A 14,385-nucleotide genomic window follows, 5' to 3' on the forward strand; every position below is an offset into this window, starting at 1 on the left:
CGCTATCGTTCCCGTCGCCGAAGTCGGGTTCGTCACCGTCGCCGAAGTCGAAGCCGGGACCGTCCTCGTCGTCACCGAAGTCGAAGCCCGGCTCGTCGCCGTCGTCACCGAACTCGAACCCGGGGCCGTCGGTGTCGTTGTCACCGCCGAATCCAGGGCCGTCCTCGTCGTCACCGAAGTCGAAGCCGGGGCTATCGTCGCCGTCGTCGCCGCCGAAGCCGGGGCCGTCCTCGTCGTCACCGAAGTCGAACCCGGGTGAATCGCTGCTCTCGTCCCCGTCGCCGAACCCGAAGTCGCCTCCATCGTCGTCGAAGTCGAATCCGGGGTCGTCGGACTGGGCGGCTGCCGGTGTGGCACCCACCAGGAGTAGCCCGACGACGGCCACCAGGGAGACCGTTACGACCGTCGCGTTAGGTATCGTTCCCTTGTCGAATGTCATAGTTTGCTCCGTCTGATCACACGCTGACTGTCAGCGCGGTGGCACGACCCCCCAACAGCGGGACTGGAGAGCAGTCCCGTCCGCAGGCCCCACTACCTGCGAGCCATCTCTCGCTCCCTCGTATCGCGCACGGTTCGTGACACGCGCGCGGTACAGACCACATGCCGTCCTAGCGTCGTTGCCACTGTGTTGATAGTGGATAGAGACATCATCCTTACAATTTCCCCGGATATGGACGGTTGTTTATTACAGGCGGTTGCCGGACGGGAAGAATTTGCCTGCGAGGAAACATCCGGACACTGTCCGCATTTACAGCGAGTGCGTCCGGAAAAACGGAGCGTGGTCAGCGAGCGGCTGCCGCGACGCGCTCTTTCTCTTCTTTCTGGTTGACGGCGTAGGTGCTGACGTCGTCGTTGGCCGCGCCGATGAGCTGGTTGGCCAGCGCCTCCTCGACGTCGGTCGGCGTCTTGAACGAATCCTGGTAGACGCCCTCGGCGAGGAACTTCAGGGCCTGATCGACTCGGCGCTGGGGCGAGACGTCGACGGCCTTCGGGACGGAGATGCCACCGTACTTCAGGCGGACGGTCTCTTCCCGGGGCGCGCTGTTCTCGACGGCCTGGACGAGGATCTGGACCGGGTTCTCCTCGGTCCGGTCGTTGACGATCTCGAAGGCTTCACGGGCGATCCGGGTCGCCTGCTGTTTCTTGCCCGTGTTCTCCTCGGTCTGCATCAGCCGGTTGATCAGCCGCTCCACGATGGAGATCTCGCTTTTCTTGAACTGCTTGCCGGCGTGGCGACCCATCGTATGCGCGATAGGCGTGACCGTGATGTAGCGTTCGGTGGAGGGGTCGTAGTACTCGATGTCCGTGACCGCCCACTGCCCGAACAGTTTCGCGGGCGCGCTCTCCTCGTCGTCGGTGCCGGCAGGGGACTCCGGCTCGGGTGCATCGCTGGACATTATCGGACGGGTTTCTCCGCGTTCCCGCGAACGAGTTCGATCAGCGACACGCCGTTGACCTTCTCGACCTTGTAGTTGACACCCGAGAGGTCACCCATCGCGCGACCCTTCGCGCCACCGATCCCGGCGATGGTGACCTCGTCGTGTTCGTCGATAAAGGAGATAGCACCGTCACCCGGACAGAATGCGGTCACCTGTTTGCCGTTCTTGATCAACTGGACCCGGACGCACTTCCGGACCGCGGAGTTGGGCTGTTTGGCCTCGACAGCTGTCTTTTCGAGCACGATACCGCGCCCCTGAGGTGCGCCCTCCAGGGGGTCGGACTTCTCCCGAAGTCCCCGCTCTCGGCGCGCGTACTTCGAGTCGGACCACCGATGCTTCTGACGGTCCTTCCGGAGCTTGCGCGCGGCGTATTTGCCGTTCGCCATAGTACCCGTCCGTACCCAACCGAGCTACTTAAACGCAATCTTTTGCGATTGCGACCGTCCGAGTGTGGGTCGCCCGCTCGTGATCTCGAATCCAGCGACGCCGAACGCGTGCTGGGCGGTCGTTCGGCGGCCATCGCGCTCGCCTCCCGCCCCGCGGACGCTGGTGGGAGGGCGCGGGTGGCAACTCACAGCCGCTGTTCCCACTCGTCGGCGGGCATCGATTGCCCGGTGATGCCGCCGGGGCCCTGTGCGAGCAGGCCCGTGGCGGCGTCGTTCATTACGTCGGGGTCTAAGATCTCGGCCCGTTCGTCCGCGGTCAGATGGTCCCAGAAGCCGGTGTCGACACGACCGCCCGGATCGAGCGCGTTGACGTTGATGCCGTACTCGTCGAGTTCCTGGGCCTGCGTTCGGGTCATGCCCTCCAGCGCCCACTTCGAGGTCACGTAGGGGCCCCAGGTCGCCGCTCCGCGGCGACCCAGGCCCGACGAGATATTGACGAGGTTCCCGCGGCCGACGTCGATCATCTCGGGGACGGCGTATTTCGAGAACAGGAAGACGCCAGTGACGTTCACCTCCATGATCTGTCGGAAGTCCTCGGTGTCGACGTCGTGTAGCACACGGCCCTCGTCGTACATGTTCAACAGGCCGATGCCGGCGTTGTTCACGAGGCCAGTGACCGACCCGTGGGCTTCGACCGTGCTGGTCACGACGTCGCGGACCGCCTCCTCGTCGGTGACGTCGGCGGACACAGCCGCTATCTCGCCGTCGGCGGTCGCGGCGACCGTCTCCAGATCGGACTCGCTTCGAGCGGTTGCGACGACGGTCGCGCCCTCCCGAGCGAATCGTTTCGCCATCGACGCCCCGAGTCCACGGCTTGCACCGGTCACGATCACGACCTCGTCTTCGAGCGTGGTCATGGTCGAAGATATCGCTACAGTCTCTTAAACGAGAGCCCGGCCACGCGACGCGAGCACCGCGACCCGGGGGTCTCCCTGCCCCCTCGAACGACGAGCTAGGTCAGCTGGATGTCGTCCACGTCGAAGTGCCGGTCGGCCATCCGGCGTGCGGCTTCGATGTTCTTGCCGTCTTTCCCGATCGCGACGCCGGTGTCGTCGTGATCGACTTCCGCGTAGGCGACCGTGTCCTCGTTCTCGCTGATCGTGACGTTGTACACCGCCGCCGGGGCCAGCGCGTTGGCCACGAACGCCTCGGCGGTGTCGGCGTTCTCGATCAACTCGACGTTGCGGCCGAAGTCGTCTTCGATCTGCTCGACGTTCCGTCCACCCGGACCGATGGCCTCGGCCATCTCCCCGGCCTCGACCACGAAGAGGACGCGGTCGTAGTCGTCGTCGACCACGCAGTCCCGGACGGTGACGCCGACCTCGTCCTCGAAGCGGGCGAGAAACTGGCGTTCACGGTCCGAGAGCGAGATGGTCATCGGGGGTCAGTCGGCCCCTTCACCAGTGCCGTCGGTGCGTGCCGGTTCCGAGCCCATCCGCAGGTTCACGTCGCCGGTGCCGAGTTTGATCGGCTTGCCGACGATGACGTTCTCGGTGACGCCGTTGAGGTCGTCGATCTCGCCGTGGATCGCGGCGTCGAGCAGGTGGTTGACCGTGACCTCGAACGCCGCCCGCGCGAGGACGGACTCCTTGCTCCCGGAGATCCCGTGGCGACCGATGGACTGGATACCGCCACCGTTGGTCATGATGTCGGCGACCAGCATGAGGTGACGGATGTTCACGTCGTCGAGCCCCTGCTCTTCGAGCGTGTTCATCGTCTCCTCGATGATCGACTCCCGGGCGGCCTCGATGCCGAGGTTGCGGTGGATCTCGTGGATGTTGTTGCAGGTCGTCCGACTGGCGTCGACGCCCTCGATACCGAGGACGTTGCCCAGTTCCGACCCCTCCGTGTAGAGGACGAACTCGCCGTCCTCGCTCTCTTCGGTGTCCTCGCGGCGGATGACGACGCGGTCGATGTCCTCGATCCCCTTGAAGACGATCTCGCGGAGGTCCTCGACGAGTTGCAGGAGTTCCCGATAGCTGGGCTCGTCGGGCCCGAACTCGATGACCGTCTCGTCGAGCTGGACCACGTCGACGCCCAGCTTCGACTCGATGGTCTCGGAGATCTCGCCGACGATCTCGGCGAGGTTGTCCACCGTCGGCCAGCGCTCCTGGAGCGTGTCGGGATTGAGGTCGACGCGGACGAGCATGTCGGCCACGTCGGTGGAGATGTCACCCAGCGCGAGGATGCGCGTGGCCTCGATCTTCCAGACGACCTCGTGAGCGCGCTCCCGGTTTTCGGCGAACTCGTCCTCGAGGTGAACCGTCATCATCGGCGTGTCCGGCTCCTTCCGGGCGTCCACCAGCTCGATGAGCCGGGGCAGGCCCTGGGTCACGTCGATCTCCGCGACGCCCGCGTAGTGGAACGTGTTCATCGTCATCTGGGTTCCCGGTTCCCCGATGGACTGGGCGCTGACGGTCCCGACGGGGTCGAGCGGGTCGACGCGGGTGTCGAGATAGCGGTTCTCGACGGCCTTGGCGATCTGGTCGGCGTCTTCGACGCCGGCACCGCGCTCGTCGACGGTCCGGTAGACCTTCGTCTTCAGCCGCCGGGGCAGTTCCGTGTCCTCGACGACGGCCTCGATGTCGTCGTCGACGCCGTCGAACTTCTGCTGTGGGTCGTAGTCTATTTCACTCATGATTAGTCGTCACTCTGGGCCATCCACCAGTCGTCGGCGTGTTCCGAGAGGTTCGTCGGCGAGTGTTCCTGGCCGAGGAACTGCTGTTTGGCTTCGTCGCTCTCGAACTCCGTATCGAGGACGCGGTCGGCGATCCGCTCCACGTCGATGTCGTTGTCCTCGTCTGAGGACACCTTCACCGGGCTGGTGCCGTCCTCACCGAACTCGAACTGGACGATGGTGTCGCTCGTGTCCCGGACGGTACCGTCGTACTGGGTCTCCAGTTCCGAGAGGGCGTTGATCAGCCGACGCTGGAGGTAGCCGGACTTGGAGGTCCGGACCGCCGTGTCGACCAGCCCCTCACGGCCACCCATCGCGTGGAAGAAGAACTCCCGCGGGTTCAGGCCGCCCCGGTAGGAGTGTTCCACGAAGCCGTGGGCCTCCGCCGAGAGGTCGTCGGGCTTGTAGTGTGAGAGGGTGCGGTCCTCGTAACCACGGTTGATCCGCTCGCCACGGACCGCCTGCTGGCCGACACAGCCGGCCATCTGGGTCAGGTTCAGCATCGACCCACGCGCACCGGACTCGGCCATGACCACGGCGGGGTTGTCGTCGTCGAAGTGCTCTTCGGCGATGTCACCCGCGCTGTCACGCGCCTTGCCCAGCGTCTGCATGATCTTCATCTCCAGGGTCTCGTCGACCGTGCGGCCGGGCAGGGATTCGAGTTCGCCCCGGTCGTAGGTCTCGATGAGTTCCTGGACGCGTGCGTAGGCGTTCTCGATGGCCTCGTCGATCTGCTCTTCGGCCGCCGGCGAGATCGACTCGTCGTCGATCCCGATCGAGAAGCCAAAGTGCATGATCGAGCGCATCGCCAGCGAGGCGACCTCGTTGACGAAGATGCGAGCCCGAGTCTTCGAGTACACCTTCGCGATGGTGTCGACGATCTCCCCGCCGAACGCCCCGACGGCGTCCTCGTCGATGGTCCCCTCCAGAAGCTGGCCGTCCTCGATGACGACCTCGTCGCCGGCCGAGGAGACGAACTCCAGATTGAGGTCGTCCGGCAGCAGTTCCGAGAACACCGTCCGGCCGGTCCAGTACTCGTTGCCGGCGTCGTCGGTGCCGTCGGGTTCGGGCAGTTCGTCGATCCGGGTCGCACGGAGTAGGTCCAGCGCCTGCGTCTCGTTGAACTGCGGGTTCTGGTTGGTCAGCAGGTAGGTTCCGCTGATGTGGTCCTGGATCGCGCCGATGATGTTCTCACCGAACCGCGGGCTAAGCATCTGTTCCTGGACACGCATCAGGACGCGGGCTTCCGCACGCGCTTCCTCGTTCTGGAGGGCGTGCATGTTCATCTCGTCGCCGTCGAAGTCCGCGTTGTACGGCGGGCAGACCGTCGTGTTCAGCCGGAACGTCTTGTACGGCATCACGACGACTTCGTGTGCCATGATGGACATCCGGTGCAGCGACGGCTGCCGGTTGAAGATGATGATGTCCCCGTCGACCAGGTGCCGGGAGACTTCCCACTCGGGCTGGACCTTCTCGGCCAGTTCCTCGCAGTTCTTCTCGGTCACTTTGAGCCGACGCCCGTCCGGCCGTTTCACGTAGTTCGCACCGGGGTGGGCTTCCGGCCCGTTGGAGACGTAGCGGCGGGCCTCGTCGAGGTTGCGCTCGTTGACGTTCATCGTCTGGGTCATCTCTGTCGCGACCCGGTCGGGTACACCGACCTCGTTCAGGCTAAGCGTCGGGTCGGGCGAGATGACCGTACGCGCGGAGAAGTTGACACGCTTCCCGGACAGCGAGCCACGGAACCGGCCCTCCTTGCCCTTCAGCCGCTGGCTCAGAGTCTTCAGGGGCCGCCCGGAGCGGTGCCGGGCCGGCGGCGTTCCGGAGATCTCGTTGTCCATGAAGGTGGTGACGTGGTACTGGAGCAGTTCCCAGAGGTCCTCGATGATCAGCTGAGGCGCACCGGCCTCGCGGTTCTCCATGAACCGCTGGTTGATCCGGATGATGTCGACCAGCTTGTGCGTGAGGTCGTCCTCGGACCGCTGGCCGTTGTCCAGCGTGATCGAGGGGCGGGCCGTCACCGGCGGTACCGGCAGCACGGTCAGGATCATCCACTCGGGCCGGGAGCGTTCGGCGTTGATCCCCAGCACCTGGATGTCCTCGTCCGGGATGTCCTCGAACCAGTCCCGGATGTCGCTGGGCATCAGCTTGTTCATGTCTTCCTCGGTGAGATCCACGTCCAGCGCCCGCTCGATGGCCTTGCGGTCTTCCTCGCGGGGACGGAACTCACCGGAGAGGATCTCCTGGATACGACCCTGGTCGATTCCAGTCTCGTCGGCGAGTTCGACAGGAGAGACCCCACGGTCGTCCTCGTCGTCGGGGTCGGGCTCCATCGCCTCGGCGATGCGGTCCGGGTACTCCGAGGTGAGCACCTGCTGGACCTCGTAGTAGGTCGTCGGCTTCTCGTGGTTGATGTCGTACTGCTGGCCGCCACAGAAGGGGCAGTGGTCCTTCTTGCGGGCCTGCCGGATGGCGGCCTTGGTCACGTCGTTGAGATCGTTGCCGAGTTCGCGGGCACGTCGCAGGCGACTCGTGAACTCCTCGCGTTCCTCGTCGTTGAGACAGAGCCGCGAGCAGTCCCGACAGGTCCCACGCAGGAGCCGGCGGATGAGCTTCGCGAACCCGACGTGGATGACGGGGGCCGCGAGTTCGATGTGGCCGAAGTGGCCGTTGCAAGAGCCGGAGTGTTTCCCGCAGGTCTTGCACTCGAGGCCGGGGTCGATCACGCCCAGCCGCGGGTCCATCAGGCCCATGTCGATGGGGAACCCGTCGTCGTCGTAGGTGTCGGCCGTGATGACCTTCGTGGCGCTCATGTCCCGATACTCCTCGGGGTCCATCAGCCCGAAGCTGAGTTCGCCGATCTCTTTGGGTGCGTGTTGGCTCATTAGACTGCGTCCTCCAGTTCGATCCGGGGTGCGATCCCGAGCGCTTTCATCTCGTCCAGCAGGAGCTTGAACGCGTAGGACATCTCCACTTCGTGGATGTCGGTCTCCTCCTCACAGTTGGGACAGTAGACGCGCCGTTGCTCGACGTTCTCGACGGCGGTCATGCCACACTCGGCACAGACGTAGATCCACTCGCGGTCGGACTCGTCGAGCAGGCGCTCTTTCAGCGTCATCGCCGCGCCGTGCCCGATGAACACGTCCCGTTCCATCTCACCGATACGGAGGCCACCCTCACGGGCACGCCCCTCGGTGGGCTGGCGGGTCAGGACCTGCACCGGCCCGCGCGAACGGGCGTGCAGCTTGTTCGAGACCATGTGGTAGAGCTTCTGGTAGAAGATCGTTCCGACGAAGATGTCGGCCTCGATCTGTTCCCCGGTGACGCCGGAGTACATGATCTCCTTGCCGCTGGACTTGAACCCGTGCTCCTCCAGCGAGTCGCGGAGTTCGTCCTCGTCCTCGCCGGTGAAGGGCGTCCCGTCCACTCGCCGCCCTTCCAGCGAGCCGACCTTGCCGCCGAGCATCTCCAGTACGTGGCCCACCGTCATCCGGGAGGGAAGTGCGTGCGGGTTGAGGATCAGGTCCGGCACGACGCCCTGTTCGGTGAAGGGCATGTCTTCCTGGGGTGCGATGTGACCGACGACACCCTTCTGCCCGTGTCGTGACGCGAACTTGTCCCCGAGTTCGGGGATGCGTTCGTCCCGGACTTTGACCTTCGAGAGTTTCGACCCGTCCTCGCCCTCCATGAGCGTGACGGTGTCGACGACTCCGGACTCACCGGAGCGCATCGTGACGGACGTCTCCCGGCGCTTCTGCGGGGAGAGCCCGCCCATGTCGTCCGGTTCTTCCAAAAAGCGGGGCGGCGAGGTCTTCCCGAGCAGGACGTCGTTCTCGCCGACCTGCGTTTCCGGATTCACGAGGCCGTCCTCGTCGAGGTGCGTGTAGGCCTCCTCCCCGCGTGCGCCGCGCACGTCGTCGTCGGGGACCTCGAAGCGGTCCTCCTGTCCGCCAGGGTAGCGGCGTTCCTCGCCCTCGTAGGTCCGGAAGAAGTGCGACCGTGCCAGGGCTCGGTCGACCGAGCCGCCGTTCAGCACCAGGGCGTCCTCGATGTTGAACCCCTCGTAGCTCATTACGGCGACGACGAAGTTCTGGGCCGCCGGCCGGTCGTCGTAGCCGATCTGTTCGGTGGTCTGTGTCTTGACCATCGAGAGCTGGGGGTAGTGCAGCAGGTGCTGGCGCGTGTCCGGGCGGATCCGGTAGTTCGCGCTGGGCAGTCCCAGCGACTGCTTGATCATCCCCGACCCCATCGTAATCCGCGGACTGGCGTTGTGTTCGGGGTAGGGGATCATCCCCGCACCGATCCCGAAGATCAGCTGGGGGTCCACTTCGAGGTGGGTGTGGTCCTCGGACACGTCGTCCTCGTCGACGGCGACGAGGATGTCCTCTTCCTCCTCGGCGTCGATGAACTCGACGTAGCCCCGGTCGACCAGTTCGTCGAATTCGAGTTCGCCGGCCTTGACCGCGGCCACCTCCTCGTCGGAGATGAGCGGCTCGCCGTCCTCGACGACGATCAGCGGGCGGCGTGCCCGGCCGGCGTCGGCGTTGACGATGACCTCGTCGGTGCGATCTTTCACCGAGACGTTGACCATCTCGCTGACGTCGCCCCGCCGTCGGGCCTGTCGGATGTCTGCTGCAAGTTTCTCCGGTTCGGGGTGTGTCCCGACCAGACTGCCGTTGACGTATACTTTTGCGTCTCGTCCCTGACTCATGTTAATCGTCCGCTGGTGTCTGCTCGATGGACTCGATGCCCGGGATTCCCGAGACGCCCATCGACGCGAGTTCGTGTTTCAGCTCCTGTTCGTCCTCGATGTTCTGTGACAGCTCCATGGCCTGCGCGAAGTTCTTCACCAGCCCACAGTTGGGACCCTCCGGGGTCTCGGAGGGACAGATCCGCCCCCACTGGGTCGCGTGCAGGTCACGCGCCTCGAAGTGGGGCTGACTGCGGCTGAGTGGCGAGCGCAGCCGGCGCAGGTGGGAGAGAACCCCCATGTAGTCCGTCCGGTCGACCAGCTGGCTCACGCCCGAGCGGCCACCTACCCAGTTCCCCGTCGCGATGGGGTGTTCGAGCCGCTCGGTCAACACGTCCGAGCGAACCACGGTAGAAACCGACAGCTGCCGGTTGCGCATGTTCGCACGTTCCAGCTGGTACTTCACGTCCCGTGCCAGCTTGTTCAGCGCCGTCCGGAACAGGTCCTTCATCAGGTCGCCCGAGACTTTGAGGCGCTTGTTGGCGTAGTGGTCCTTGTCGTCGGATTCCCGGCGGCCCAGGGCCAGCTCGAAGCAGGCCTCGGCCATCCGGCAGAGATAGTACGCCTTGTTGATCCGGACTTCCTCCTCGTCGACTCCGTCCTCGTGGAGGTGGGGCAGGAGGTACCGGTCGATCACGTAGTTCGCACGTTTCAGCTGGTAGTTCTTGCCCTGGCCCGAGGCGACGCGTTTCCCGAGCGTCTCGATGGCCTCCTCGGTCGTCTGGACCTCGGCGGCCTCCAGGTTCTCGAGCATGAACTTCACGATCTCGGGGTCGTCGCTGACCCGGTGGACGATCTCCTCGTCGGACTCCAGACCGAGCGCGCGCACGAGCGTGACGAAGTTGATGCTCCCCGATACCGACGGGAAGGAGACTTCGAGGATGCCGTTGCGGGTCCGCTCACAGAGCACGAGGGCGCGGTAGCCACGGCGCTGGGAGAAGGTCTTGGCGACCTGGATCTCGTCGCCGTACTTGGTGTCGTACTCCGCGAGGATCTTGTTCGGCGCGAGGTCCTCGCTGGTCATCAGGACGCGCTCGGACCCGTTGACACAGAAGTACCCGCCGGGGTCGGCAGGATCCTCGCCGATGTCGATCAGTTCGTTCTCGGTGAACCCGGAGATGTTACACTTGTTCGACCCGACCATGATCGGCATGCGGCCGATCTTGGTCTCGGTCTGGTCGACGACGTGTTCTTCTTCCTCCTCGCCGCCCTTGATGATCCGCATCTCCATGAACACCGGCGCGGCGTAGGTGATGTTCCGGAGCCGGGCTTCTTGGGGATAGAGCAGTTCCTCTGACCCGTCGGCCTCCCGAACGCGGGGCGTGACGACGCGCACGTCGCCGAGCTCGACGTAGACTGGCTCTTCACCCTCCTTGTCGCCGATGTCGGTTTCGATGGTCGCTTTCTCGTCGACGACCTCCTGCATCCCCCGGTCGAGGAAGGCGTTGAACGACCGGAAGTGGTGTTCTGCGAGCCGTTCTCTCGAAAAGTACTCACGCGAAATCGCGCGTCTGTCGTCGATTCTCATTTATTCCACCACGAGACGGTATACGACTGCCTGATCCGTGGTGCGGGAGTCGCGGACGATCTCGATGACGTCGCCCACGTCGGCCTCGTCGGGGAGCGCCGGGTCCGCACGCTTGATCTTCGGCAGGTCTGTTCGGTCGATGTTGTACTCCTGAAGCACGTCCTCGAGTTCCTCCTCTGCGAGGACGCTGTGGTCCGGTACGAGTTCGTGTTCGCTTACGTCTACCATGTGTGGCCTGACTGGCTGGAGAAGGTTGCTGTCACGAGATACTACAGCGTCCTTGCGGTGGGGACCATTTAAGACTTGTCAAAATCCGCCGAGCGCCGCTATGCGACCTCCCGCCGCCGGAGACGGCGCGGGCGTGTTCACCGTACAGTACGGGAACTGCGCACATAGGAGTTTGGGTTATTGTGGGTCGTTCACACGCCGTCGGTCGACGATGGGTCGTGGGAACGGGTGACGACGCGGGTCGCATTGGAAAGTCTTAATACTGCAACCCGGGTACGATGAGATGCGTTCGCCCGGATGGTGTAGTGGCCCATCATACGACCCTGTCACGGTCGTGACGCGGGTTCAAATCCCGCTCCGGGCGCTTCTACTACGAATCACTCGCCTAGAACCGCGTAGCGTGTTCTCGGCACCGTGGGTAGTGAACGGCTGTGAAGGGTTTGGACCCTGGAAGACGAGCGAGGCGAGTATTCATCCGATTCAAATCCTGCTCTGGGCGCTTTCTATAGATGATAAATACAGTGTCACTGCGCGGTACGTTCCGACGAAATCAGTCGGAGACGATCCGAGGGTTCAAACGGGAATCCGAAGCAACAGCTGACGGATGGGCAACACGAAAGACACGGGAGATACGACCGAAGCGCGGATCATTCACGCGCTGATCGCCCGCGGATACAGCGTCTCGGTGCCGTTCGGGGATAACGACAGCTACGATCTGATCGTAGACGCGGAGTCGACACTCCATCGGGTACAGTGCAAAACCGGATGGATCGAGGACGGGTGTGTCCGGTTCAAAACGGCCAGCGAGACGACCGTCGACGGTGACGTAGTGGCGAAAGAGTACGGAGAGTCGATCGACGCGTTCGCCGTCCGGTGCAGGGAGACCGACCAGTTGTACTGGGTTCCGGAATCGAGGGCTGGCCGGAAAAACACCTATCTCAGAATCGAGGCGCCGGAGATCGACCATCCGAGCGTCAACGATGCCGCGGCGTTCAGATTCGAATCCGCGCTTCCATGACGGAGACCACGACTGTGGCCACGACCGGCGTCGGCCACCTACCGGTTCCCACGGCTGAGAACCCAGACCAAAGCGTATAGTGCTGGGCGACGATACGTCGGGTATGAACAGCCGGGACGACGCGCCGCGGGAGATGCCGAAGGCGCTGGTCGAGGACTACCTCCAGCAGGAGGCGGGGACGCGCGCGTTTCTCGACGATCTGCAGAAGCTGGCGGCCGAGGGGCGACACGCGACGGTCCGCGAGCGGTTGCGTGAGTTCGCCGAGCACTCGCAGGGAGCCTTCTTCGCGGTCGCGTTGAGTCTCGGGGGGTCGGCGCAGTTCTTCGCGGACGTGGAGGCCCAGATGGACGTGGAGACGGGCGGGAAACTCCGAGACCTGAAAGAGACCTACGGGAACCTGGCCGACGAGTTCAGCATCGTCCGCTCGGAACAGACCAAGGAGCGGCACAATCCGGTGACGAGCCTGGGGACGGCGACGACCTACCAGGGCGAGGAGGAGGTGCCGCTGGTCGAGTACACGCCGCTGTCGGGGGAGGTGGAGCTGTACGAGGGCCGGGAATCGCCCGAAGAGATCCTCCAGATCGCGCACTTCCTGGTGCGGGCGACGACGGACGCGCTGGACGTGGCACTGGAGAGCGATCAGCCGGTCAACACGGAGGAGTTGAGCGCGCTGATCGACCGACGGGAGGAGTTGGAGTCGGAGCTGGGCGCGTTACGCGACCAGATCGACGAGTTGCGGCGGACGCCAGTGGACGAGTAGCGGGCGCTCCGAACGGAGTGAGGAGCGCCGGACGCGCGAACGGCGAGCGAAGCGAGCCGTGAGCAGCGGCCGCCGCGAGCGGAGTGAGCGGCGGCGAGAGAGCGGACGGCGGCGGTCGATCCCGCAGGTATGTCTCACAGTGACGCTCCGGCGTCGAGAGAGATACAAGAATTATATGTCGTGGGTTGGTACCCCTGTGAAGACACCCCAGTATGGACGAGCGACTCAGGAACCAGGTGGAGAAGGAGCGCCGAGATCTGACGATCCTGCAGGCGGTCATCGCGGACGGGCCGCTCGGGATCGTCAAGCTATCGGATCGGACGGACGTCCCCGAACACAAGGTGCGGTACTCGTTGCGGATGCTAGAGAACGACGGGTTCGTCGAGCCGACGCCGGAGGGCGCAGTGCCGGCCGACGACGTGACGGAGCGACTCGAACGGGTCAACGAGGGGATCGAGGAGCTGACCGCGCGACTGGAGCGCGTTCGCGACGACGAAGTCGTCGTCGACGAGTCGTGACCGCAAGTCGGGTCGGCCGCCGCCCGGACACAGCACGAACATTCATGGGGGCAAATTCACACGTAACAGCATGGACGTGACAGGCGCCGCCGGGGAGTGTACGGCGGTACTCGACGAGGTACAGTCGGCGGTCATCACGGACCGGGCGTTTCTGGAGCGGGTGTTGACGGGGATTCTCGCACGAGGACACGTGCTGTTCGAGGACGTGCCGGGTGTGGGGAAGACGCTCACCGCGCGCAGTCTCGCGACGGCGCTGGGCCTCGAGTTCTCGCGCGTGCAGTTCACGCCCGATCTTCTCCCCTCGGACGTGACCGGCACGAACGTCTACAACGAGGGTGACGGGAGCTTCGAGTTCGCCGAGGGGCCGATCTTCGCCAACGTGGTGCTGGCCGACGAGATCAATCGTGCACCGCCGAAGACACAGGCCGCACTGCTGGAGGCGATGGAGGAGCGCCAGGTCACCGTCGACGGCGAGACCTACCAGCTCCCGGAGCCGTTCTTCGTGATGGCGACCCAGAATCCCGTGGAGCAGGAGGGGACGTTCGCCCTGCCGGAGGCCCAGCGCGACCGCTTCATGATCAAGAGTTCGATGGGCTACCCCGAGCGGGACGGTGAACTCGAACTACTTGATCGGCGGGCGAGTCGCACCGCGCAGGCACCGAGCGTCGGACCGGTGGTCGATCCAGCGACGGTCCGGGAGCTACAGGACGTTCCGGAGTCGGTGACCGTCGAGCGGAAGGTCAGGGAGTACGTGGTCGACCTCGGGCGGGCGACGCGGACGGACGAGCGCGTGGAGGTGGGCGTCTCGCCGCGGGGCATCCAGCGGTTGTTCGAGGCTGTTCGCGCGTACGCGACCATCGCCGGGCGGGACTACGTGGTGCCCGACGACGTGAAGGAGGTGGCCGACGCGGTGTTCGCCCACCGGCTCGTGTTGACCGCCGAGTCGAGCGTTCGGTCGGTCTCGAAGCGCACAGTGTTGAGAGACGTGCTGGACCGCGTGCCGGTGCCGACCGTCGACGAGTAG

Annotated in this window: 14 protein-coding genes and 1 tRNA gene; 5 read left to right on the forward strand and 10 right to left on the reverse strand. The window is 64.7% G+C overall.

Annotated features, from left to right (window positions below; genetic code table 11):
* The 10 genes from EAF64_RS05140 to EAF64_RS05185 form a co-directional block, all read right to left on the reverse strand.
* Window positions 1–439: hypothetical protein (locus EAF64_RS05140; RefSeq protein WP_193767580.1), on the reverse strand; the 439-nt coding region annotated here is incomplete at its 3' end.
* 343 nt (window positions 440–782) lie between these two features.
* Entirely contained in the window at window positions 783–1,397 is a 615-nt protein-coding gene (locus tag EAF64_RS05145; RefSeq protein ID WP_129067925.1) for a 30S ribosomal protein S7, read from the reverse strand.
* The gene (locus tag EAF64_RS05150) at window positions 1,397–1,825 is read right to left on the reverse strand and encodes a 30S ribosomal protein S12 (RefSeq protein ID WP_077205875.1); all 429 of its coding nucleotides are present in this window, start codon (window positions 1,823–1,825) and stop codon (window positions 1,397–1,399) included. Before EAF64_RS05150 ends, EAF64_RS05145 begins: the two co-directional genes overlap by 1 nt.
* A gap of 185 nt (window positions 1,826–2,010) precedes the next feature.
* The gene (locus EAF64_RS05155) at window positions 2,011–2,742 is read right to left on the reverse strand and encodes an SDR family NAD(P)-dependent oxidoreductase (RefSeq protein ID WP_129067926.1); all 732 of its coding nucleotides are present in this window, start codon (window positions 2,740–2,742) and stop codon (window positions 2,011–2,013) included.
* A 95-nt stretch (window positions 2,743–2,837) separates the two neighbouring features.
* On the reverse strand, window positions 2,838–3,263 hold the full coding sequence (locus tag EAF64_RS05160) for a NusA-like transcription termination signal-binding factor (protein ID WP_129067927.1): 426 nt from the start codon (window positions 3,261–3,263) through the stop codon (window positions 2,838–2,840).
* A 6-nt stretch (window positions 3,264–3,269) separates the two neighbouring features.
* Window positions 3,270–4,523 carry a DNA-directed RNA polymerase subunit A'' gene (gene rpoA2, locus EAF64_RS05165; RefSeq protein WP_129067928.1) on the reverse strand — a complete coding sequence of 418 codons (1,254 nt, stop codon included), beginning with the start codon at window positions 4,521–4,523 and terminating at the stop codon, window positions 3,270–3,272.
* 2 nt (window positions 4,524–4,525) lie between these two features.
* On the reverse strand, window positions 4,526–7,444 hold the full coding sequence (locus EAF64_RS05170) for a DNA-directed RNA polymerase subunit A' (RefSeq protein ID WP_129067929.1): 2,919 nt from the start codon (window positions 7,442–7,444) through the stop codon (window positions 4,526–4,528).
* Window positions 7,444–9,270, reverse strand: a complete 1,827-nt coding sequence (gene rpoB / locus EAF64_RS05175; protein WP_129067930.1) for a DNA-directed RNA polymerase subunit B — start codon at window positions 9,268–9,270, stop codon at window positions 7,444–7,446. The genes EAF64_RS05170 and rpoB overlap by 1 nt, the downstream gene beginning before the upstream one ends.
* 1 nt (window position 9,271) lies before the next feature.
* Entirely contained in the window at window positions 9,272–10,837 is a 1,566-nt protein-coding gene (locus tag EAF64_RS05180; RefSeq protein WP_129067931.1) for a DNA-directed RNA polymerase subunit B'', read from the reverse strand.
* On the reverse strand, window positions 10,838–11,065 hold the full coding sequence (locus EAF64_RS05185) for a DNA-directed RNA polymerase subunit H (RefSeq protein ID WP_129067932.1): 228 nt from the start codon (window positions 11,063–11,065) through the stop codon (window positions 10,838–10,840).
* 291 nt (window positions 11,066–11,356) lie between these two features.
* Here EAF64_RS05185 and EAF64_RS05190 point away from each other — a divergent pair.
* The 5 genes from EAF64_RS05190 to EAF64_RS05210 all read left to right on the forward strand — a co-directional run bounded on the left by EAF64_RS05190 (window position 11,357) and on the right by EAF64_RS05210 (window position 14,385).
* A tRNA-Asp gene (locus tag EAF64_RS05190) sits at window positions 11,357–11,429 on the forward strand.
* A 240-nt stretch (window positions 11,430–11,669) separates the two neighbouring features.
* Complete coding sequence (locus EAF64_RS05195; RefSeq protein WP_129067933.1) at window positions 11,670–12,083, forward strand: group I intron-associated PD-(D/E)XK endonuclease; 414 nt, start codon at window positions 11,670–11,672, stop codon at window positions 12,081–12,083.
* A gap of 103 nt (window positions 12,084–12,186) precedes the next feature.
* Window positions 12,187–12,843 carry a hypothetical protein gene (locus EAF64_RS05200; protein ID WP_129067934.1) on the forward strand — a complete coding sequence of 219 codons (657 nt, stop codon included), beginning with the start codon at window positions 12,187–12,189 and terminating at the stop codon, window positions 12,841–12,843.
* A 212-nt stretch (window positions 12,844–13,055) separates the two neighbouring features.
* A complete protein-coding gene (locus tag EAF64_RS05205) occupies window positions 13,056–13,361 on the forward strand; it encodes a winged helix-turn-helix transcriptional regulator (RefSeq protein ID WP_129067935.1) in 306 nt (101 codons plus the stop codon).
* A 70-nt stretch (window positions 13,362–13,431) separates the two neighbouring features.
* Entirely contained in the window at window positions 13,432–14,385 is a 954-nt protein-coding gene (locus tag EAF64_RS05210; RefSeq protein WP_129067936.1) for an AAA family ATPase, read from the forward strand.

The sequence above is a fragment of the Halorientalis pallida genome, assembly GCF_004118325.1.
Taxonomy (GTDB): Archaea; Halobacteriota; Halobacteria; order Halobacteriales; family Haloarculaceae; genus Halorientalis; species Halorientalis pallida.

Excerpts from the sequence above, each read along its gene's own strand:
- EAF64_RS05145 (WP_129067925.1), bottom strand. The coding sequence starts at position 1,397 with ATGTCCAGCGATGCACCCGAGCCGGAGTCCCCTGCCGGCACCGACGAC.
- EAF64_RS05150 (WP_077205875.1), bottom strand. The coding sequence starts at position 1,825 with ATGGCGAACGGCAAATACGCCGCGCGCAAGCTCCGGAAGGACCGTCAG.
- EAF64_RS05155 (WP_129067926.1), bottom strand. The coding sequence starts at position 2,742 with ATGACCACGCTCGAAGACGAGGTCGTGATCGTGACCGGTGCAAGCCGT.
- EAF64_RS05160 (WP_129067927.1), bottom strand. The coding sequence starts at position 3,263 with ATGACCATCTCGCTCTCGGACCGTGAACGCCAGTTTCTCGCCCGCTTC.
- rpoA2 (WP_129067928.1), bottom strand. The coding sequence starts at position 4,523 with ATGAGTGAAATAGACTACGACCCACAGCAGAAGTTCGACGGCGTCGAC.
- EAF64_RS05170 (WP_129067929.1), bottom strand. The coding sequence starts at position 7,444 with ATGAGCCAACACGCACCCAAAGAGATCGGCGAACTCAGCTTCGGGCTG.
- rpoB (WP_129067930.1), bottom strand. The coding sequence starts at position 9,270 with ATGAGTCAGGGACGAGACGCAAAAGTATACGTCAACGGCAGTCTGGTC.
- EAF64_RS05180 (WP_129067931.1), bottom strand. The coding sequence starts at position 10,837 with ATGAGAATCGACGACAGACGCGCGATTTCGCGTGAGTACTTTTCGAGA.
- EAF64_RS05185 (WP_129067932.1), bottom strand. The coding sequence starts at position 11,065 with ATGGTAGACGTAAGCGAACACGAACTCGTACCGGACCACAGCGTCCTC.
- EAF64_RS05195 (WP_129067933.1), top strand. The coding sequence starts at position 11,670 with ATGGGCAACACGAAAGACACGGGAGATACGACCGAAGCGCGGATCATT.
- EAF64_RS05200 (WP_129067934.1), top strand. The coding sequence starts at position 12,187 with ATGAACAGCCGGGACGACGCGCCGCGGGAGATGCCGAAGGCGCTGGTC.
- EAF64_RS05205 (WP_129067935.1), top strand. The coding sequence starts at position 13,056 with ATGGACGAGCGACTCAGGAACCAGGTGGAGAAGGAGCGCCGAGATCTG.
- EAF64_RS05210 (WP_129067936.1), top strand. The coding sequence starts at position 13,432 with ATGGACGTGACAGGCGCCGCCGGGGAGTGTACGGCGGTACTCGACGAG.